A 19,957-nucleotide genomic window follows, 5' to 3' on the forward strand; every position below is an offset into this window, starting at 1 on the left:
TTATCCATAGGGCAGCATTCCCCTCTTTCGGTCGTTGTCCTGGTGCGTTGGCCGCGGCTTAAGATGGAATTTTGCCTCAAACGGGCGCCAGTCTCCTGTGATCGGCCGGCGCCCGGGCGTAGAGTATGGATCTGTAATCAGAACTCCCCCAACGGATTTTCGAGGTCTCGATCAGATCTGCAGAACCTGCCGCACGTGCCGCGCAATCATCCGTTCCTCGTTGGTGGGAACGACAAGCACCCGCACCCGGCTATCGTCCCGGTTCAAGACGGTCCGGCCGCGCGCATTGGCATCGGGATCGATGGCGATGCCCAGCCAGTCCGACAGCTCGCAGATGCGCGCCCGCACCGGCGCGGCGTGCTCGCCGATGCCCCCGGTGAACACCAGAGCGTCCAGTCCGCCCAGTGCGGCCGTCAGCGATCCCAGTTCGCGGGCGATGCGGTAACAGAAATATTCCACGGCGACGGCCGCATCGGGCGAGGAACTCTCCAGGAGATCGCGCATGTCCGAACTGAGGCCGGATAGCCCGAGGAGCCCGGAACGCTGGTAGAGGAGATTCGACAGGGCTGCCACCGACATCCCTTCCTGATCCAATAGATGCAACAGCACGCCCGGATCGATGGCGCCGGAACGGGTGCCCATCGGAATGCCGTCCAGGGCGGTGAACGACATGGTGGTCGCGACGCTGCGGCCATTCCGCATGGCGCAGAGGCTGGCGCCGTTGCCCAGATGGCAGGCCACGGTGCGGCCGGCCGCCGCGTTACGGTCGATCTCCGGCAGACATGAGGCGATGTATTCGTAGGACAGGCCGTGGAAGCCGTAGCGGCGTATTCCCCGCTCCAGGTATTCCCCGGGCAGCGCGAACATGCGTTCGATCCGCGATTGGGTGGCATGGAAAGCGGTATCGAAGCAGGCAACTTGGGGCAGCTCCGGCAGTCGCCCGGCGATCCAGCGTATCGGCGCCAGGTTGTGCGGCTGGTGCAGAGGTGCCAGAGACGACAGAGCGTCGATACAGTCGATCACCTCCGGCGTTATCCGCACCGGCGCGATCAATGTGTCGCCCCCGTGCACCACCCGATGTCCCACGGCCACGGGCCGGAGACCGGGCCGCTCCCGCGCCAGCCAATCGAATAGCCAGATCAGCGCATCGGCATGGTTGCCCGCCGGAATGGGGCCTTCGAATGTTACGCGTCCATTCTCGCGGATTTTCGCCGAGGAGCCATTAGCCCGGGCCACGCCGAGCCGGTCGACCAGTGCCGCCAGGACGGTTTCCTCGCCGTCCAGGAGGGAAAACTTCAATGTGGCGGAACCGGCATTGACTACGGCAATGGGCTGGGGATTCTGATTCACGCGCGCTCCTCGGTCGGTTGTTATGCCATTCGGCATTCGAGTGAACATTCATCGTAGGATGGGTAGAGCGAAGCGAAACCCATCGGTGGCGGGTTAGCCCTTCGACAGGCTCAGGACAGGCCCCTCGTCTCCGCTCGATATAGTCGCTCAGTGGGTTACGGCCGCCGGCCTAACCCACCCTACAAAAATGAATGCCTTATTGACGGATCATACAAGGGTGGACATATCGTCCATATCCAACATTCCCGAATATTCACGCCATTGCGGGAAGAATCCACGGGCAATGAGTCGCTCCTTCGGAACCGCCGGCTCGCGCATCCAGGAAAGAATAAAGTTCTGCTAAATTAGACACCCTTCTCCACCGGTGAACTCGCAAAATTACCAATGTCTCAGGGAAGGACGAACCGGTAGTCTTGTGAAGTCCGTCGAATCGGATTGTGCTGCGGCCGTCCGGACCGGATAAATACGATTAAGGTGCTCGCTCATGACGAATCCCCCCTCTCCTTCCCCGATGGAATCCAGCCGTCTCGAAAGCCCGTCCGGCCTTTCCGTGCAAATGAATGCCAACGGTTCGATCCGGCGCATGGATCACAAGGATATTCTCGTCAACCTCTTTTTAGGTAACGAGCTGGAGGGCGGCCCCGCCAATCTCTATCTGCGTTCGTCCGGAGAGACGGTCGAGACCGTTCCGCTGCTCGGCCCGCGCAGCCCCGCCGCGTTTCGCCACGACCGGCGAGGTCTGGTGGCGAGCGGCGCATGGCGGGACATCCGGTTCACCGTCGCCCTGGTTCTCGCCGAATCCGCGCCCGCCTGGTTTTGGCATGTCCGGCTGGAGAATACGGGCCGTGCACCGCGAACGGTGGAGCTTATCCACACCCAGGACCTGGCACTGGCCCATTACGGCGCGGTGAGGCTCAACGAATATTACGTCAGTCAATACCTGGACCACTCGCCCCTGATCCATCCCGAGCGCGGCATCGTCCTGGCCTCGCGCCAGAATCTGCCCATGGGCGGGCGGAATCCCTGGACAATCGTCGGATCGCTGCGGCGCGGCGTGAGCTACGCCACCGATGCCCTACAGGTCCACGGCCTCGCCACCCGCGCCGGTTTGCTGCCGGGGGGACCGGCCGAGGCTTTGCCCGGCTGCCGCCGCCAGCACGAGCATGCCATGGCGGCGATTCAGGATGCTTCCTTGCGGCTGGAACCCGGCGCCGCGGAAATGCTCGGTTTTTTCGGCGGATTCCGGGAAGACCATCCGGCCGCGACTTCCGACGCCGATCTGATTTGTGTCGATCAGATCCTGAGCCTTCCGGAAGCCATTTATCCCCATCACCCCAGCCCTCTCCCGGCGGGAGAGGGGGTTCGATCGGCAACGCTTTTTAGCAACGCAGCTCTGCTCGACGCGCTGGAACTGACCGAAGCCGATCTTGCAGATCTGTTCGGCTCCGAGCGCCGCGAGGAAGAAATTGTCGACGGGGCGCTGCTGTCCTTTTTCGCCGGCTGCCGCCTGCACGTGGTATTGAAAGCCAAGGAACTGAAGGTGCTGCGGCCCCATGGCCATATCCTCCGGACCGGCAGCGGGCTGACCCCCGACGAGGCCGGCCTGACGTCCACCGTCTGGATGGCCGGCGTGTTCCACTCGATGGTGACCCAGGGACATGTGTCGATCAACCGCTTTCTGTCCACCACGCACACTTATCTGAGCCTGTTTCGATCCCACGGGCAGCGCATCTTCGTGGAAATGGCCGGAGCCTGGCGTTTGCTCGATGTTCCCTCTGCTTTCGAGATCAGCCCCGAGGGCTGCCGCTGGATTTACAAGCACGATGACGGGCTGATCGAAGTGCGAAGCCTGGCCCTCACCGACCGGCACGAGCTGAATCTGGCGGTCGCGGTGCTGTCCGGTGAGCCCGTGCGCTGCCTGGTTTCCAGCCATGTCGCGGTGAACGGCGACGACGGCGCCGAGGCTATACCGGTGCGGTATGAACGGGACGAGCAGGGCGTGTTCGTCCACCCGATTGGCGAAAGCGATGTCGGCCGGCGCTTTCCGGATGGCGGATTCCGTATCGATGCGCTCCCCGGCACGGACCTGGAGCGGGTGGGCGGAGACGAGCTGCTGTTCGCCGATGGCCGTTCCCGCAATCAGCCGTTCCTGTGCCTGGTCACGGCGCCCGCTACGGAGATCGGTTTCCGCATCACCGGCCGTCTGATTGGCGCGGCCGAAACCGCCGGGGGAAAAACCGACGCCGACCGGTACTGGACGGAAGCGGTTGCCGCAGTGCGCATAGCGCCGCCCGTCGGCAGCCCCCTGGCCGGCCAGGCGGCGCGGCTCGCCGACATTCTGCCCTGGTTCGCTCACAACGCGCTTGTCCACTACCTCAGCCCCCGCGGGCTGGAACAGTATTCCGGCGGCGGCTGGGGTACCCGCGACGTGACCCAGGGCCCCCTGGAAATGCTGCTGGCACTGGGCCGCTTCGAGCCCCTGCGCGACCTTCTGATCCGCGTGTTCAAGGCCCAGAACGCCGACGGCGACTGGCCGCAGTGGTTCATGTTCTTCGACCGCGAAAGAAATATCCGGCCCGCCGATTCTCACGGCGATATCGTGTTCTGGCCCATCCTAGCCCTGGCCCAGTATCTTTCCGCCACCGAGAACGCTTCATTGCTGGAGGAACCGGTGCCTTTCTTCCATCCCGAAGGCGACGGCCGGGCCGAATGGACGGCGCTGTGGCAGCACGTGGAGCGAGCGCTCGCGGTCATCTCGGCGCGGACGATACCGGGCACGCGGCTCGCCGCCTACGGCCACGGGGACTGGAACGACGCCCTGCAACCGGTGGACTCACGCATGCGCGAACGGCTGTGCAGCGCCTGGACCGTCACCCTGCATTACCAGACCCTGACCACCCTCGCGCAGGCCTTGCGCCGCCTGGGCCGGAGCGAGCGCGCGGCGGACTTCGACACGATGGCCGAGAATGTCCTCGCGGATTTTCAGCGCCTTTTGCTGGTCGACGGTCTTCTCGCCGGTTTCGCTTATTTCAGGAACGACGGGAGCGTCGATTATCTCCTCCACCCGCGCGATCGGACCACCAGCCTGTCCTACAGCCTGCTGCCGATGATTCACGCCATCATCAACGGCATGCTGACACCGGCCCAGGCGGAAACCCACCTCGCCTGCATACGGGAACATCTCCTGGCGCCCGACGGCGCCCGCCTGTTCGACCGGCCCATGGCCTACCGCGGAGGCCCGCAAAGGATTTTCCAGCGCGCCGAGAGCAGCAGCTTCTTCGGCCGCGAAATCGGTCTCATGTACACCCATGCCCATCTGCGTTATGCCGAGGCTCTGGCCCGCTACGGCGATGCGGAAGGTTTTTTCGAAGCCCTGTGCAAAGTCAATCCCATCGGCCTTCGTGCGCTGGTTCCCGCCGCCACCCTGCGGCAGTCCAACTGCTATTACTCGAGCTCGGACGCGGTCTTTGCCGACCGTTATCAGGCCGGGACCGAGTACGACCGGGTGTTGTGCGGCGAGATTCCCCTCGAAGGCGGCTGGCGAGTTTATTCCAGCGGCGCCGGCATCGGCCTGAGCTTGATTCTTAGAGGTTTCCTGGGCCTGCGCCGGGAGGCGCATCGCTTGGTGATCGATCCGGTGATGCCGAAAAGCCTGGATGGACTGCGGATCGAGACGCAGCTCCTGGGCCGGCCGATCGAAGTGGTCTACCGCGTCGACCGTTCCGGCTGCGGTCCGACCCTGGTGACCCTCAACGGTACCGATCTACCCTTTACCCGCGGGACCAACCCTTACCGCCTCGGTTCCGCCGAGATACCCATGACTGCCGTTTCGGAAAGGCTGGCCGATGGAAACAACCGGCTGACGGTGCGGATCAATTAAGACAGCTCCATTAAGACTCCAATTGCGAGAGGGTGCCTGGGCGTCTGATTGATCTAGATTGCCCTCACCCAATCCTCTTCCAGTGGGAGAGGGCTTTTTCATTTCCTTTACGGCTTACAGGTCGGAAATCCTTTCCCGACGCCGCACCCCGATCGAGCGTCTTTGTCGGCAAGGGATTGCCGACCTACAACCGTGCACCCTGTAGATCGGGAATCCTTCCCAATCGCAAACGGCGTCTTCGGGAGCGCCGAAGCCACCCTTCCCGACGTCACAGCCCAATCAAGCGTCTTCGTCGGCAAAGGATCGCCGGCCTACGAAAGCGTGGTCGCCCCCCTGACCGAAAGCGCCAACAACCTCCGCCAAGCCCGTCCTGCCGTGCAAGCGAGATGAAAACGCTCCGGATGCCGGAGCCGCAAAACGGCGATTTGAAACCAGATCGTCATGCAATCGTCACTCACTTTAAATATGACCGGCGTATTAAATGGCGGCGAATAACGTGAAAGCCGCAACGCCCGGTCATCTGTCAATTTCCGGTCGACCGAGCGAATCGGCCCATAAAGCCTCGGCATATCCAAGACCAAAAAGCGATATCGAGAACCCCATGAAGGCATTATTCGTTTGCGGCTCCTTGAATCAAACCAGGATGATGCACCAAATTTCTCGGCATCTGCCGCAATTCGCAGCCTATTTCACGCCTTATTTCTGCGATGGGCTCGGCAGACTGGTCCAGCGCTCCGGCGCCCTCGATTTCACCGTGCTCGGCGGGCGGTTCCTCGAAAAGACCATGCAATACCTGACCGAACAGGGCGTCGCGCTGGATCCCGAGGGCCGCAGCCGGCGGTACGACCTGGTGGTGACCTGCAGCGATCTGATCGTGCCCCGGCGCATCCGCGGCAGCAAGCTGGTACTGGTGCAGGAAGGCATGACCGACCCCGAGAATTTCGCCTTTCACCTGGTCAGGACCCTGCGCCTCCCCCGCTGGATCGCGCAAACCTCCACCACCGGCCTGTCCGACCTGTACGACATCTTCTGCGTGGCCTCGGAGGGCTACCGCGACTTGTTCGTCCGCAAGGGCGTCAGGCCGGAGAAGGTCCGAGTGACCGGCATCCCGAACTTCGACCATTGCGAATCGTTCCTGGACAACGACTTTCCCCATCGGAATTACGTGCTGGTCGCGACCTCCGACATGCGGGAAACCTTCAAGTACGAGAACCGCCGCAAATTCATCGAAAAGGCGAAGCGCATCGCCGACGGCCGCCCGCTCATTTTCAAGTTCCATCCCAACGAGGACCCGCAAAGGGCGTCCCTGGAGGCAGAACGTCATGCTCCCGGCGCGCTGTATTTCAGCGACGGGAACACGGATCACATGATCGCCAACTGCGAGGCCCTGGTTACCCGTTACTCGTCGGTGGTGTACGTCGCGGCGGCGCTGGGCAAGGAAATTCATTCCGACTTGCCGGCAGAGCAGTTAAACCGGCTTCTGCCCCTGCAGAACGGCGGTACCTCGGCGCAAAACATCGCGCAAGAGTGCCTGCGGCTGTTCGAGCCGGGTGCCGCTCACTACCCGAGGCGGACGCTACCGTTTCGCCGCCGGATTTTCCGGCTATCGCCCGGAACCGTGACGAAACGGGAGAAGCTGGGATGAGGGGCCGGATTATTCTGGTCGTACAGGCACGCATGGGTTCCAGCCGTCTGCCGGGCAAGGTATTGCTGGAAGCTTGCGGCAAACCGCTCCTGGAGCTGATGCTGGAGCGCCTGGCGCGAGTGCGCAGCCCGGTCCTGATCGTGGTCGCGACGACTACGGACGGCGCGGACGATCCCATCGTCGAACTGTGCCGAAGACTCAGAACGGAGGTGTTTCGGGGCCATCCGGCCGATCTGCTGGATCGGCACTACGCGGCGGGACTCGTCTTCGGCGCGGACGCCGTCGCGAAAATCCCGTCGGACTGCCCGCTGATCGATCCCGTCGTGGTGGACCGGGTTCTGGAACGCTTTTCCCGGGGGGATTGCGATTACGCCGGCAACCTGCATCCGGCCTCGTTTCCGGACGGCAACGACGTGGAAGTCATGAGCATGGCGGCGCTGGAGACGGCCTGGCGCGAGGCGCACCTGCCCATGGAGCGGGAGCACACCACGCCCTTCATCTGGGAGCGCGGAGAACGGTTCCGGCTGGCGAACGTCGTCTGGGAAAGCGACGGCAAGGGCGCCCCGCTGCGCGATTTTTCGCTGTCCCACCGCTGGACCCTGGATTATCCCGAAGACTACACATTCATACGGCGGGTCTACGAGGCCCTCTACCCGGCGAATCCCGAATTCGGCCTATGGGACGTTCTCGATTGGCTGGAGACCGAGCCCGAGATCGCCGCGATCAATGCCGCCTACGCCGGGGTCAACTGGTACCGCCACCACCTGCATGAATTGCGCACGGTCGATGCCCGCCATACACGGCCGCATCCCCTCCCCGGCGGACGGGGTACGGAGTCGCGGTACGCGAACGACCGCCCACTTTCCACTTTTTGAATGATTGCCATGCCCAACCGAGTCGAATTCAACGCCGATCTCCCCGACATCACCGAATCCAACGCCTTGTGGCGGCGCGCCGAGCCTTTGATTCCCGCCGGCACCCAGACGCTGGCCAAGGGACCCACCCAGTTTTCCGACGGGGTGGCGCCCAAATATCTGCGGCGCGGCCGCGGTGCGCGGGTATGGGATGTGGATGGCAACGAATTCCTGGATTACAACCTGGGGATAGGTCCCATCATCCTCGGTTATTGTCATCCCGTGGTGGACGAGGCGATCCGCCGCCAGCTGGAAGACGGCATCACCTTTTCCCTCATGCACCCGCTCGAAGTGGAACTGGCGGAACTGCTGCGGGACTGCGTCCCCAATGCCGAGGCGGTGCGCTTTTCCAAAACCGGCTGCGACGTGACCAGCGCCGCGGTACGCCTGGCGCGCGCCTACACCGGCCGCGAGCGGGTGCTGTGCTGCGGCTACCACGGCTGGCACGACTGGTATATCGCCGTCACCGATCGCAACGCCGGCATCCCGGAATGTGTGCAGGAACTCACCCACACCTTCAACTATAACGATCTCGATTCGGTGTTCGACGCCATCGGCGACGAGACCGCCTGCGTCATCCTCGAACCCTGCGTGTTCGAGCGCGAAAACGGAAGCTTTTTGTCCGGGCTCAGAGCGGCCTGCAACCGATACGGCGCCCTGCTGATCTTCGACGAAATGTGGACCGGATTCCGCTGCGCGCTGGGCGGCGCCCAGGAGTTCTTCGGCGTGCGCGCCGACCTCAGCCTGTTCTCCAAGGCCATGGCGAACGGCATGCCGATCTCCGCCATTACCGGGCGCAAGGACGTGATGGCCCTGTTCGAAAAAGAAGTCTTCTTCTTTACCACGTTCGGCGGCGAAGCCCTGTCGCTGGCTGCATCCAAGGCTTGCATCGAGTTCATGCGCGGCCACGATGTCGCCGGCTACATCGCGAACCTGGGGCGGCGGCTCGTGGACGGGATGAATGCCCTCATCGGCGATCTCGGCATGGATTATGTCTCGGTGGCGGGATACCCGTTCCGAACCATCATGAATTTCTCGCCGGCTGCCGGGAACCCGCTGGAGATAAAAACCTTCGTTCAGCAGGAACTGCTGCGCCGGGGCATTTTGTGGTCGGGCATTCAGAATCTCTGTTTCTCCCACACCGAAGCGGATATCGATTACACCTTGGCGGCGTTCGCCGACGCTGCGAGACATGGAGCGAGTGAGCGAGCGAGTCGAGTAGTCCCCGGAAGCCCGAGCGCCGGGTGTGAGACCGAAGGTCGACGCGATAGCGGCGGTCGGAGGTCTCACACAAGGCATCGCGACCGGGCGTCGAGTCATCTGCGAGCGGTGTCCGGACCCCTTGTTGGGTCCGGACCAGACGAGCGGGGACGGCCGGGGCGCCGAAGGCAATAACTCGTCGCCAATTTTTTGCTCCTTTTGGTGACTTGGAGGTCCCAAAAGGTTTCGCAAAAAATGGCGACGCAATCGAACCTTGGATCTGCTGCAACAGGCGGTGGCGGCGGGGGACGTGCGGAATCGGCTCAAGGGCGGAATCCTGCAGCCGGTGTTTCGCAAGACCGGCCATTTCCATGCAAAGCCTCGCCACGCGAACCAAAGGAACGCCGGATGACGCTCGCCGGGCGTTTCGATCTCACCGGCCGCACCGCCATCGTCACCGGGGCCGCGGGCCTGCTCGGCCGTCACCATTGCCGGGCGCTGGCGGAAGCCGGTGCATGGGTGGTGGCGGCCGATCAGGACCTCGATACCTGCGCGGCGGTAGCGGACGAACTGGGCGGGACGGTCACGGCGGTGGCCGCGGACGTGACCGATCCGCGCTCGGTGCAGACCTTGCTGGAACAAGCCCTGGGCCGGACCGGCCGGGCCGACGTGCTGGTCAACAACGCCGCCATCAACGACATGTTCGAAAGCCCGGCGGCGGCCCTGGAACAGTCCCGTTTCGAAAACTATCCCCTGGAATTGTGGCGGCGCTCGCTGGAGGTCAACCTGACCGGGGTGTTCCTGTGCTCCCGGATTATCGGCGCGGAAATGGCGCGCGCGGGACGGGGCAGCATCATCAACATCGGTTCCACCTACGGCGTGGTCGCGCCGGACCAGTCCCTCTACCGCGATCCGGAGGGGCGACAGCGCTTCTATAAATCGCCGGTTTATCCGGCCACCAAGGGCGCGGTGCTGGCGTTTACCCGGTTTCTGGCCGCCTACTGGGGCCATGCGGGCGTGCGGGTCAATGTCCTGTCACCGGGCGGGGTGGAAAACGGCCAGGACGATTTTTTCGTCCGCGAATATGCGCGCCGCACCCCCCTGAACCGCATGGCGGCACCGAGCGATTTCATGGGGGCGCTGGTTTTCCTGGCCTCCGACGCCTCCGCCTATGTGACGGGGGCCAACCTGCTGGTCGACGGCGGCTTCACGGTCTGGTAATGCCGTTCGACCTTCGAGCGCACATGAATCGTTGGATGGTTAGAGCGAAGCGAAACCCATCGATGGCAGGTTAGCCCTTCGACGGAGCTCAGGACAGGCCCTTCGACTGGGCTCAGGTCGCTCGGTGGGTTACGGCCTTACGGGCTAACCCACCCTACAAAAATGAATGCCTTATTGAAAGCGATTTGGAAAAACACCCTTGAGCGAGGAAACAGATGAGCATGGGAACGAGTGAACGGGCAGTCAGAATCGGCAAGCGCTTGATCGGCGACGGCCATCCGGTGTACATCATCGCCGAGATCGGCATCAACCATAACGGTTCCCTGGACACCGCCAGAGAACTCATCTTCGGCGCCGTCGGGGCCGGCGCCGATTGCGTCAAGTTCCAGAAGCGCACGCCCGAACTCTGCGTTCCGAAGGACCAATGGCATCTCGAGCGCGACACGCCCTGGGGACGGATGAGCTACATCGATTACCGGCGCCGCGTCGAATTCGGCCGCGACGAGTACGCGGCGATCGACCGTTATTGCCGGGAGCTGGACATCGACTGGACCGCGTCCTGCTGGGACGAGCCGTCGGTGGACTTCATCGAGCAGTTCGCACCGCCCTTCTACAAAATGGCGAGCGCCTCACTGACCGACATCCCCCTGCTGCTCAAGGCGAGTTCCACCGGGAGGCCGCTGATGATTTCCACGGGCATGTCGACGCTGGAAGAAATCGTCGAGGCGGTGAACACCGTGGGAACCCGCAACCGCTTCGACCGGCCCGGACTCATGATCGCCCATTCCACTTCGACTTATCCGTGCAAGGTCGACGAGTTGAATCTGCGCATGATCACCACCCTGCGCGAACGCTATCCCAACTTCCCCATCGGCTATTCCGGCCACGAAACCGGGCTGTCGCCGTCCCTGGCCGCCGTCGCCCTGGGCGCCAATTTCCTGGAGCGGCACATTACCCTGGACCGCGCCATGTGGGGTACCGACCAGGCCGCTTCGGTGGAACTGGTCGGCTTCGAGAGGCTGGTGCGGGACGTACGCGACATCGAGCGCTCGCTGGGCGACGGGGTCAAGCGGGTTTACGAAAGCGAGCTGGCGCCCCGCCGGAAACTGCGCCGGGTCGGGGCCGGGACGGCGGCATGACGAACCGCTCGAAGGCCACCGATGTCGCGGCCCTGGCCTGCCGCCTGAAGCTGGTCCTCACCGATTGCGACGGCGTGCTGACCGATGGCGGGGTCTATTACTCGGAGCGCGGCGAGGAACTCAAGCGTTTCAATATTCGCGACGGGATGGGCGTGGAAAGGCTGCGCACGCTGGCCGGCATCGAAACCGGCATCGTCACCGGCGAGATTTCGCCCGCGGTGAGCCGGCGCGCGGAAAAGCTCGGAATCAGCGAGTGCCACTTGGGCGCCAAGGACAAGGCTTCCGTGGTGCGTGCCGTCCTGGAGCGGCTCAATCTGAGTTTCGACGAGGCGGCTTACCTGGGCGACGACGTCAACGACCTGCTCGCCTTCGCCGTGGTCGGACTCACGGCCTGTCCGGGGGACGCTTTGGACGAAGTGAAAGCCGCCGCCCACATCATCCTGGAAAAGCCGGGCGGTTACGGCGCATTTCGCGAATTCGTGGAAATCATTCTGAAAGCCCGTGGAGATGGCGCTTGACGGTTGCCAACGCACTGCCGCCGACGGCAATCGCCCGCGCGCGTTCTGTTTCCGGGCGTAGCGCGAAACGGGTGTAATCCATGGCCGGCAGCCCGCGCATTCAAACCGAATCCAAATGGCCTACGGATGAAATCGACGAGTCGGAACTCCGGTCGCTGAACCGGGGCTTCTACGTCATTCTCGCAGCCCAGTTCTTCTCGTCCCTGGGCGATAACACCCTGCTGTTCGGCGCCATCGCCCTGCTCCGGGAATTGCAGGCGCCGCCCTGGCAGACGCCGGTCCTGCAACAGTTTTTCATCTTCGCCTATATCGTGCTGGCGCCCTTCGTCGGCCCGTTTACCGATGCGCTGCCCAAGGGGCAGGTCATGCTCATCAGCAACACGGTCAAAACTTTCGCCTGCGCGGCCATGCTGGCCGGGATGCACCCTTTGATCGCCTACGGCTTCGTCGGCCTCGGCGCCGCCCTGTACTCGCCGGCCAAGTACGGCATACTCACCGAGTATTTCCCGCCACGGCGGCTGGTATGGGCCAACGGCTGGATGGAAGGCCTCACGGTCGCGGCAATCATCCTCGGCGCCATTGTCGGCGGGATGTTCATCGGCGACCGGGTCGGCGGCTTTCTCGCCGGCCGATTGGCGGAAGTGCCGTTCGACATCGGCACGCCGCCGAGATTTACCGTCGCGGCGGTCTTCGGTTTCTACCTGATCGCCGCGCTGTTCAACTTGTACGTTCCCAAACTGCCCATCGACCACACCCTGCCGAAGCGCGCGCCCTGGTATTTGCTCCAGGACTTCCGGCAGTGTTTCAAGCAGCTTTGGCAAGATCCCCTGGGCCAGGTTTCGCTCGCGGTGACCTCGCTGTTCTGGGGCACCGGCACGGTATTGAGGCTGCTCATATTGTTGTGGGCGGCCCAGGCGCTGGACCTGAACCTGGAACAGGCGACCCAGCTCACCGCCGTCGTGGCCGTCGGCATCGCGATCGGCGCCGGCCTCGCCAAGGACGTGCCGCTCGACCGTTGCGTGCGCGTGCTGCCGGTGGGTGTCGCCATGGGGTTCACCGTGGCCGGCATGGTCCTGGTGACCGACTGGCGCGTCGCACTTCCGCTGCTGGCACTGATCGGTGCCATGGGCGGCTATTTCGTGGTGCCCATGAACGCCCTGCTCCAGCATCGCGGCCATTTGCTCATGGGCGCGGGACACTCCATCGCCCTGCAGAACTTCAACGAAAACCTGACCGTTCTGCTGATGCTCGGCCTGTACACCCTGATGATCAGGGCCGAGCTGGCCGTCGACACGATGGTGGTGACTTTCGGGATATTGGTGGCGGCAAGCATGGCCGTGCTGACCAAAATCCACGGGAACGGGCGTCATGGAGAATAAGCACGCCTAATCCCATCCGGCATCCCGACAAACATTCCGTAGGTGGATCTGCCGCTCGGGACAGCCCCTTCGACGGAGCTCAGGACAGGCCCTTCGACAAGCGTAGGATGGGTAGAGCGAAGCGAAAGCCATCGATGGCAGCCTGGCGCGTCCAACTGCCGTTGCCGGTTCAAGACCGAATGGGGATGGAAAAAACGAGATCACCGAATCGGATGTGCTTTTACGGCGGGCAAGCAACGGAATCCGGTAGCGCGTTCACGCCAGCCGTGATCTATCCCGCTTGCTTACCGCCGCCCTGATTTCTTTCTCGGCTCTTTCCATGAGCAGCTGGTCTTTCGCTTTCCATCGGTTATCCCAGCCTCGCTTGTGCGGCTTGCAAAGGCCGCAGCTGCGACGTTTTAGCTTATAGCGTTTTCTCATCGCTCGTTTTCTCCGGTTCTTGCATCGAAGCAAACAATCAGGCTATGTGCGGGCAGGAGAAGCATTCTAATCCCAAATCGCTTTCGATTGCGGAACTTATTTGCGTGGGGTGGGTTGGGCCGCAGGGCCGTAACCCACCGGGCGACCCGGATCGGTGGGTTACGCGGAGCCTGGTTGAAGGGCCTGTCCTGAGCCTAGTCGAAGGGGCGCGACCAAGCCGTGGAGCCCCCCCCCCCACATGAAGTAGCGACACCGCTAGGCGGCCCGCCAGCCGCGCAGGCTCCGGCGCAGCGCGCCATGAAAGCGCCTTAGGCCGAATCAGGCCGTTGTATGATCGAGTACATCGACCATGTCGCCATTTGCGTCGACGCAGCGGAGCTGGGTTTGCTCCACGCTCGGTCCGCCCTTGATCGAGATCTTGCTGGGCACGATCCGGCAGAACTCGGGCGGCTGAGGCAAACGGGAATAGACTTCCTGATTTATCCTGGCGTTCGGCCCTATTTTTGAGAGGGCAGCCTGGATCTGTATTGGTTGCCCGTACGAAGAATCGATTCGTTTGGTTCTGTCCTGACTGTACCAGGTGTACGAACCGCCCTTCTTCAATGAGGCGTTTTTCATCTGCTGGTTCAGGGCCGCGTTATATTGCTGGTTCTCCTGCGGCGTTAAATACTTGGCGAACGCATAGCCGGCGGCGCACCCGAAAGCGGCTCCGGCTGCGGCGCCGATGGCAGCGTTTTTCCCTCTGTCGCGCTTCCCCCCCAACAATGCTCCCGCCGCCGCGCCCAGCAACGCTCCGCCTACCGCGCCGTATCCGCAACCCGCTCCCGACGACATCGGCCCCGTACCCTGGGTTGCGCACCCGTTAAACACCGCGATGCTTAATATGCAAACCGAAACCAGGGTTTTCCAGCTCAGCTGCGTAGAAAAACGATTCATTTGCCCCCCCCAGATTAGCTATTTTGAAAGTTTAACGCTCATGGCGAATGCCGCATCCTTCCCATCGCCCAATTTGGCGCCCGGAATCTGAATCTCGCCGGTCATTTGATCAGGCGAGCCGCTGAGGCTGAATTCCTCCTTGCCTTCCGCGACGATCAAGGGACTGCGGGCCTTGCCTTGCAGGCTACAGCTCTTCTGCTGGCAGAGAAATTCGCCGTCGTCGACCAGAGAGCGCTGTTTCGTGCCGACGGTGAGAATGCTGTCCTGCAACTTGCCGTCACCCTCCACGAACATGAGCAGCTTGCCGCGCCGGACATCGTCCTTGCTTAATGCGATCTCGACCTCGTAGGTTTTGAACGCGCCGGGCGCCTTGGAGCTGAGCACCAGCTCGGAACCGAAATCGGCCAGGCTTCCGGAACCGGACTCGAAAAACGCCTCCCAGAAAGATTTCAAATCATCCGCGCCGCTGTCGGATTGGCCCGTCCCGAATACATGGAATACCGCGTTCTGGAAATTCAGTTTGCGCGTATCCGCCAGCTTGCGAGCCGCTTCCGGCTTCGCGCCGGCGCTGTCGATCAGATCCGACTTTTCCAGCAGATCGCTGTAAACGACCACTCGAATCATGCCGTCGCGGGTGTCGAATCGGGCCAGGTCGTTTTCCAGCGCGCGCACGACTTGTTTTTTCTCCGGCGTGCCGACGAATTCACGGTCGCTTTCCGCCAGAAGTTTTTCCAGTGCGCCGCCCATCTGTCCCCGGAAGATCGCCTGCTGCTCCTTCAACTGCTTGGCCGGATCGGCCTTGGTGATTTTGTCCAGCCAGCCGCCGGCTTGCTGCTTCTTGGCAAGTTCCCCCGGCGGATAATCCGGAAAACAGGCCTTCCAGAGTTCCTGGGCGGTGCCGGATTCGGTCGCCAGCTTGACCAGGGTGACGGGCTCCGAAGGCACCAAATTTGCCGAAAGCTTGGCGATCAACTGCTTGGCCCACTGTATTTCGCCTTTCACCAACATCTGATCGTCGACATAGACCAAGGTTTGGCGAGCGCTCTTCACGTCGCAGAACTGGTCGATCTTGAAGCTCTCCACACCGCCGATCGCCCAAACGCTCGAATGGGCCGCGGAAAGCAGCAGGCCGGCGGCAAGCAAGGTCTTACGGGTTCCCTTCATCATGCGGCTTCTCCCAGTTGATTCCTGAAGCTGAATTCGACGGATTCTTGCCGGAAAGCTTCCAGATCCATGAGTTGACCGCCTTTGTTGAATTGCAGCCCGGGATTTTCGACTGCCGCCAGATCGCCCAGAGCGGAGCGGTAAGTCCTGATCAGGCGAGTGGCCAGACGGTCCGCATCCGATTCGATCCTGTTGGTCTTTTCCGCAACCGTTGCCAGCAAGTCCGCCAGCGGTTTGCCTTCCATTTCGTGCGCGTGGGCACTGTTCTTGAGGTCCTTGATTTCGTTTTCGAGCTTGGAACGGAGCTGAAAGATTTCCGTATCCACTTTCCGCCGTAACGGCTCGAAGATCTTCTTGGCCTTCTTCAACTCGCGCAGCTTCTCCGTGAAGTTCGGGTTTTCGTCATGTACCGCATAAGCAATGGCGGCGCCGACGAACCAGACGAACAGGTTGATCACCATGGACACCGTCACGACCTGCCCGGTATTGATGTTCACGCCCACGTCGCCGCCGAGCGCCCCGCTCCCGACGGATGCCATCTGGCTGGCAAGACTGGTGACCCACAAATAGCGCGCCCCGCCGACCCCGCCAAACGCAAACAATAAAACCGTCGTCACGATGACGAGGACCCGTACATTGCGGCTCCGCTTCGCGAGTTCTACGAAATCACCGAAAAAATGATGGTGTCCCTTCAGCATCGCGCCGTGATAATGCGCCGCCACGGCCACGGCCAGCGCGACCAGGATCGTGGCGCCCGCCGCCATCAATGGAATTTCGGTAAAGTTCAGGAACGTCTCGTAGTTGACCATCCATTCGGCCGCGCCGACCCCCAGCATCAGCACCGCATAAGCCCACAGGGGAAAATCCTTCGCCTCCCGCTGTCCTTCGGCACGACGCATCGCTTCGTATTCTTCCTTCACCTTGACGAAGTTCTTCTCCGCATCGGCGTAATTGGACTGCGACTCGTACTTCTCGGTAATGCGTGCCTGCGCCTGTTCCGATTCCTGCTGTTTTTCGGCGATCTCGCGGTCGATGTTCTGCAGAGCCTGAATCTTCGGCAATTGGGGATGAATTGCGGTGTCGAACGCCCCCTTCAACTGAAAAAAGCGATCGCGCAGTTCCGCCACCGGATCGACACAGGCCGACAACATACCGCTGGTCAAGCCGAATTCGTTCAGCCGCAAGGGATTCTTGCTCTGCGACTCCCGCTCCGCGGTGTCGTCGATGCGCGCGCGGAAAGACGCGTCGGTGCTTGGCCATGCAGACGCCATCAAGGCATCGAAAGCGGTCTGCACCGGTTCGGGTATTCGTGGCTTGGGCGTATATTCGGCCATCGTGGATCGGCTCCTCATTGTGTTTATTGGGTCGGAAAAAGGTGAAATCAGGACGACGGCAGCACGTGCACGGTCTCGGCAGGGATGATCGTTACGACGCGCGTCGATGGTTCCAGTACATCGGCCGTGTCGCCCGGCTTGGGCCGCACGGTTTGCGGGGTCTCGGGCCGGGTAACGATATTCGGCTTCGGCTTGAGCACGACCAGCTCCTTTTTTCCGGTGTCGTGACGCACTGAGGGCGTTTTCGGCTTCACCTCGGTTTCCTGATGGTTATTCAGCCATTGCGCATTGCGTGGAAACTGTTCGATGGCCACATAGTTGGCCTCCTCGAAACGGGACAGCATGAACTCGACACGGCGATTGAGCGCCCGTCCCTGATCGGTGCCGTTGGTGGCTATGGGCTGGGTCTCGCCTATGCCGACGGTGGCCATTTGCTCGAGATTGACGCCGCGTCGCGCCAGTTCGCGCATGACCGCGGCGGCTCGGCTGATGGAAAGGTTGTAGTTGTATTCGTCGGTGCCGATGCTATCGGTATGGCCGAGGATGACCAGACTGGTATCGGGCATGTCTCGATTCATCTGTTCGGCCAGCACGTCGAGCACCGAACCCGCGTCGGGCCGAACGGCGGCGCTTCCGAAATCGAAAAAGGTGCGTTCCGGATAATGGAAGCGAATGACCGGCACCGGGTAGTCGGCTCCCGGCACCTTGCCGACCGCAACCTGGCTTTCGGTGACTCGAGGGGATTGGGCGCCGAATTCGCGCGACAACCGGGCGAGGCGCTGGACGCGAAACTGATGTTCCTTGCCGATGGTCTGGGGCAATGCCTGCAGGTTGAGCGGGGTCACGATTCCGGCATTGCGCGGCGGAAGAGGATATTGCGACTGCCCATAATGTTGAACCGGCTGGACCTGGCATCCGGCTGCGAGAACGGCGGCGACAACCGCAAGCAACGCTCGGATATTAGCGCCCCTGCACTTAAGGAAGCTCTGATCAAGTCTCCAACTCGGAGAAGCGACCAGTGCAACTGATTGATCTAAGCGGCATGTGCCGAGACCCTGCAGCGATAGCCGACTGCCCGCGGCGACTGCAAGCGCGGCAATGTTCATGTTCATGAATGTGTCCCCCCCGTGGCACAAACCTGTCGCGGATTGGCGACAGGTTTCGAAAGTATATTGGCAACCCATGGCAAACACAAGAAACCGCGCCGCCTTTATCGATGTAAGAGAAAGTCGACCCGAAAGTCGGATCTATTCCCAACGAAACGTGACGGATTCGAAAAAAGCGGACTCGATGCCAAGGCTTTCGGGCGGCCGGTGAAAAGTTATCGAGACCGGGATGCTACCGGCGTGGGCTGATGTTCACGGAGACTTCGATCCGTTCAAACGTCCTGAACCGGCAGTCCGGGATAAGGGCAATGGACGATTGCCTCCGATCTTGTTCTCACGAGAGAGAGTTGGAAATCAATTCGGAATATGACTCCGATTTCACTATCGGAACAATAAGGTAACGGCATGCCTTTGAAACTCGCCATTTCCCAACTGCGGTCTACACCAAATTGCAACAATAAAAGCAGCAAAACTGTAACACTATCAGTATCAATCCTGTAACACTTCTTGCCTATATTTCCCGCACTCCACCAAGCCCCTCGGTATTCACCGACCGGATCGGCATTGGGTGCAAATCCTAACCGTGCAAAAAACCAATTGTGAAAGACCCGATATGAACCATAACGCGACTTCTGCATTCCCGTCTAATCGCGAGATACTCGCGGAGCGGAGTAGCTTCGCCCCCGCTCCCAAAAATCCGCATTTTTTCCGTGCAGCTCTTCTGAATCTCTCGGCAATTCTGTTTTTTCAATATTCGCTGCCGGCCAATGCCGATATGCGGCCTCCCACGCCCGGCATCGAAGCGATCGATATCGAGCGAAAAGCGGATGAAATCCAGGCCGGATACATCGGCGAGTTTCGAAAAATGACTTTGACCCTGATTAATGCGGAAGGCCGGGAATCGCAAAGAAAACTGGATTTTTGGGGCCACGAGGAACCGGATAGGCACGATAAGACGCTCGTCAGATTCTCGTTTCCGCCGGACATTAAGGATACCGCCCTGCTCACCTATGAAAAGGGCGCCGAGGACGATGATCAATGGCTGTATTTACCGGCACTGAAACGAGCCAAGCGGATTGCATCGTCCAACAAGAGCGGATCTTTCATGGGATCGGAATTCGCCTATGAAGATCTCGTTGTCCGCCAATTCGAGAAATACAATTTTAAATATCTCGGCGACGATACCGTGGACGGCAAAGATTGCTACGTTATGGAGCGGACTCCGAAAAACTCGAACTCGGGTTATTCGAAGATTATCAGGTGGCGTTACAAGGAAAATCTGCAGGAAGCCAAAAGCCAGTATTTCGACCGAAAAGGGGAACTGGTTAAAGAACGTTTCATGGAAGGACATCATCAAGTCGATGGCATCTGGCGATCCAGGAAAATCACGGTCAGAAACGTCCAGACCAAGAAAGCATCGACGCTTAGCTTCGACGAAATCAAGCTAAAAATCCCCACCGATGCCGCCATGTTCAAGGTTCGGGCGCTCGAATCGCCGCGCTGAAATAATCGCTCGGGTATTCCTCTAAACCGACAAAAAGGAAGATTCGCACTTTGGGGCGCATGAGTTATCCCCGCGGCCCGGACAGGCCGATCCTGTCCGGGCCCGGGGTCGCTCGACACCCGCAAGAGGCCTCCGATCGGCAACGGACTTAACGTATGAGCACGGGATAGCGAAACCTCCTCCTTGCGCGAAAAACCATGTCCTCTCGTCGTGGTTTTTCAAAAAGTGCGGGTTTCTGAATTGAATT

The 19,957-nt window shown here is 61.3% G+C and carries 15 protein-coding genes; 9 read left to right on the forward strand and 6 right to left on the reverse strand.

Features of this window, described 5'->3' with window-relative positions; translation table 11 throughout:
• Positions 1-171: 171 nt before the first annotated feature.
• Positions 172-1,350 carry an acetate/propionate family kinase gene (locus tag sS8_RS14305; RefSeq protein WP_232020313.1) on the reverse strand — a complete coding sequence of 393 codons (1,179 nt, stop codon included), beginning with the start codon at positions 1,348-1,350 and terminating at the stop codon, positions 172-174.
• 484 nt (positions 1,351-1,834) lie between these two features.
• On the opposite strand from sS8_RS14305, the gene sS8_RS14310 reads away from it, so the two are divergent.
• The 8 genes from sS8_RS14310 to lplT all read left to right on the forward strand — a co-directional run bounded on the left by sS8_RS14310 (position 1,835) and on the right by lplT (position 13,246).
• Positions 1,835-5,230, forward strand: coding sequence for a GH36-type glycosyl hydrolase domain-containing protein (locus tag sS8_RS14310; protein WP_119630207.1), 3,396 nt, complete (start codon positions 1,835-1,837; stop codon positions 5,228-5,230).
• A gap of 601 nt (positions 5,231-5,831) precedes the next feature.
• Entirely contained in the window at positions 5,832-6,875 is a 1,044-nt protein-coding gene (locus sS8_RS14315) for a glycosyltransferase family protein (RefSeq protein WP_197716525.1), read from the forward strand.
• A complete protein-coding gene (locus sS8_RS14320; protein WP_119630208.1) occupies positions 6,872-7,750 on the forward strand; it encodes a cytidylyltransferase domain-containing protein in 879 nt (292 codons plus the stop codon). Before sS8_RS14315 ends, sS8_RS14320 begins: the two co-directional genes overlap by 4 nt.
• Before the next feature lie 9 nt (positions 7,751-7,759).
• Positions 7,760-9,184: an aminotransferase class III-fold pyridoxal phosphate-dependent enzyme gene (locus sS8_RS14325; protein WP_119632799.1), complete on the forward strand. Its 1,425-nt coding sequence runs from the start codon at positions 7,760-7,762 to the stop codon at positions 9,182-9,184.
• Positions 9,185-9,244: 60 nt separating this feature from the next.
• Positions 9,245-10,210, forward strand: coding sequence for an SDR family oxidoreductase (locus tag sS8_RS14330; protein ID WP_197716526.1), 966 nt, complete (start codon positions 9,245-9,247; stop codon positions 10,208-10,210).
• Positions 10,211-10,425: 215 nt separating this feature from the next.
• A complete protein-coding gene (locus tag sS8_RS14335; protein ID WP_232020314.1) occupies positions 10,426-11,349 on the forward strand; it encodes an N-acetylneuraminate synthase family protein in 924 nt (307 codons plus the stop codon).
• Positions 11,346-11,867 carry a KdsC family phosphatase gene (locus tag sS8_RS14340; RefSeq protein WP_119630210.1) on the forward strand — a complete coding sequence of 174 codons (522 nt, stop codon included), beginning with the start codon at positions 11,346-11,348 and terminating at the stop codon, positions 11,865-11,867. The genes sS8_RS14335 and sS8_RS14340 overlap by 4 nt, the downstream gene beginning before the upstream one ends.
• Positions 11,868-11,947: 80 nt before the next feature.
• Entirely contained in the window at positions 11,948-13,246 is a 1,299-nt protein-coding gene (gene lplT, locus sS8_RS14345) for a lysophospholipid transporter LplT (RefSeq protein WP_197716527.1), read from the forward strand.
• Positions 13,247-13,501: 255 nt separating this feature from the next.
• Here lplT and sS8_RS28140 read toward each other — a convergent pair whose 3' ends face one another.
• The 5 genes from sS8_RS28140 to sS8_RS14365 form a co-directional block, all read right to left on the reverse strand.
• Entirely contained in the window at positions 13,502-13,666 is a 165-nt protein-coding gene (locus sS8_RS28140; RefSeq protein WP_170161082.1) for a hypothetical protein, read from the reverse strand.
• Between the two features lie 318 nt (positions 13,667-13,984).
• Entirely contained in the window at positions 13,985-14,602 is a 618-nt protein-coding gene (locus tag sS8_RS14350; protein WP_232020315.1) for a hypothetical protein, read from the reverse strand.
• 18 nt (positions 14,603-14,620) lie between these two features.
• Positions 14,621-15,769 carry a hypothetical protein gene (locus sS8_RS14355; protein WP_145986543.1) on the reverse strand — a complete coding sequence of 383 codons (1,149 nt, stop codon included), beginning with the start codon at positions 15,767-15,769 and terminating at the stop codon, positions 14,621-14,623.
• Complete coding sequence (locus sS8_RS14360; RefSeq protein WP_119630212.1) at positions 15,766-17,100, reverse strand: hypothetical protein; 1,335 nt, start codon at positions 17,098-17,100, stop codon at positions 15,766-15,768. Before sS8_RS14360 ends, sS8_RS14355 begins: the two co-directional genes overlap by 4 nt.
• Before the next feature lie 47 nt (positions 17,101-17,147).
• Positions 17,148-18,212, reverse strand: coding sequence for an OmpA family protein (locus sS8_RS14365; protein ID WP_170161083.1), 1,065 nt, complete (start codon positions 18,210-18,212; stop codon positions 17,148-17,150).
• A 607-nt stretch (positions 18,213-18,819) separates the two neighbouring features.
• Between sS8_RS14365 and sS8_RS14370 the strand changes: the two genes are divergently transcribed.
• On the forward strand, positions 18,820-19,710 hold the full coding sequence (locus sS8_RS14370) for an outer membrane lipoprotein-sorting protein (protein WP_119630214.1): 891 nt from the start codon (positions 18,820-18,822) through the stop codon (positions 19,708-19,710).
• The last annotated feature ends 247 nt before the right edge of the window (positions 19,711-19,957 follow it).

The organism is Methylocaldum marinum (genome assembly GCF_003584645.1).
Classification (GTDB): Bacteria; Pseudomonadota; Gammaproteobacteria; order Methylococcales; family Methylococcaceae; genus Methylocaldum; species Methylocaldum marinum.

Excerpts from the sequence above, each read along its gene's own strand:
- sS8_RS14310 (WP_119630207.1), top strand. The coding sequence starts at position 1,835 with ATGACGAATCCCCCCTCTCCTTCCCCGATGGAATCCAGCCGTCTCGAA.
- sS8_RS14315 (WP_197716525.1), top strand. The coding sequence starts at position 5,832 with ATGAAGGCATTATTCGTTTGCGGCTCCTTGAATCAAACCAGGATGATG.
- sS8_RS14320 (WP_119630208.1), top strand. The coding sequence starts at position 6,872 with ATGAGGGGCCGGATTATTCTGGTCGTACAGGCACGCATGGGTTCCAGC.
- sS8_RS14325 (WP_119632799.1), top strand. The coding sequence starts at position 7,760 with ATGCCCAACCGAGTCGAATTCAACGCCGATCTCCCCGACATCACCGAA.
- sS8_RS14330 (WP_197716526.1), top strand. The coding sequence starts at position 9,245 with ATGGCGACGCAATCGAACCTTGGATCTGCTGCAACAGGCGGTGGCGGC.
- sS8_RS14335 (WP_232020314.1), top strand. The coding sequence starts at position 10,426 with ATGAGCATGGGAACGAGTGAACGGGCAGTCAGAATCGGCAAGCGCTTG.
- sS8_RS14340 (WP_119630210.1), top strand. The coding sequence starts at position 11,346 with ATGACGAACCGCTCGAAGGCCACCGATGTCGCGGCCCTGGCCTGCCGC.
- lplT (WP_197716527.1), top strand. The coding sequence starts at position 11,948 with ATGGCCGGCAGCCCGCGCATTCAAACCGAATCCAAATGGCCTACGGAT.
- sS8_RS28140 (WP_170161082.1), bottom strand. The coding sequence starts at position 13,666 with ATGAGAAAACGCTATAAGCTAAAACGTCGCAGCTGCGGCCTTTGCAAG.
- sS8_RS14350 (WP_232020315.1), bottom strand. The coding sequence starts at position 14,602 with ATGAATCGTTTTTCTACGCAGCTGAGCTGGAAAACCCTGGTTTCGGTT.
- sS8_RS14355 (WP_145986543.1), bottom strand. The coding sequence starts at position 15,769 with ATGATGAAGGGAACCCGTAAGACCTTGCTTGCCGCCGGCCTGCTGCTT.
- sS8_RS14360 (WP_119630212.1), bottom strand. The coding sequence starts at position 17,100 with ATGGCCGAATATACGCCCAAGCCACGAATACCCGAACCGGTGCAGACC.
- sS8_RS14365 (WP_170161083.1), bottom strand. The coding sequence starts at position 18,212 with ATGAACATGAACATTGCCGCGCTTGCAGTCGCCGCGGGCAGTCGGCTA.
- sS8_RS14370 (WP_119630214.1), top strand. The coding sequence starts at position 18,820 with ATGAACCATAACGCGACTTCTGCATTCCCGTCTAATCGCGAGATACTC.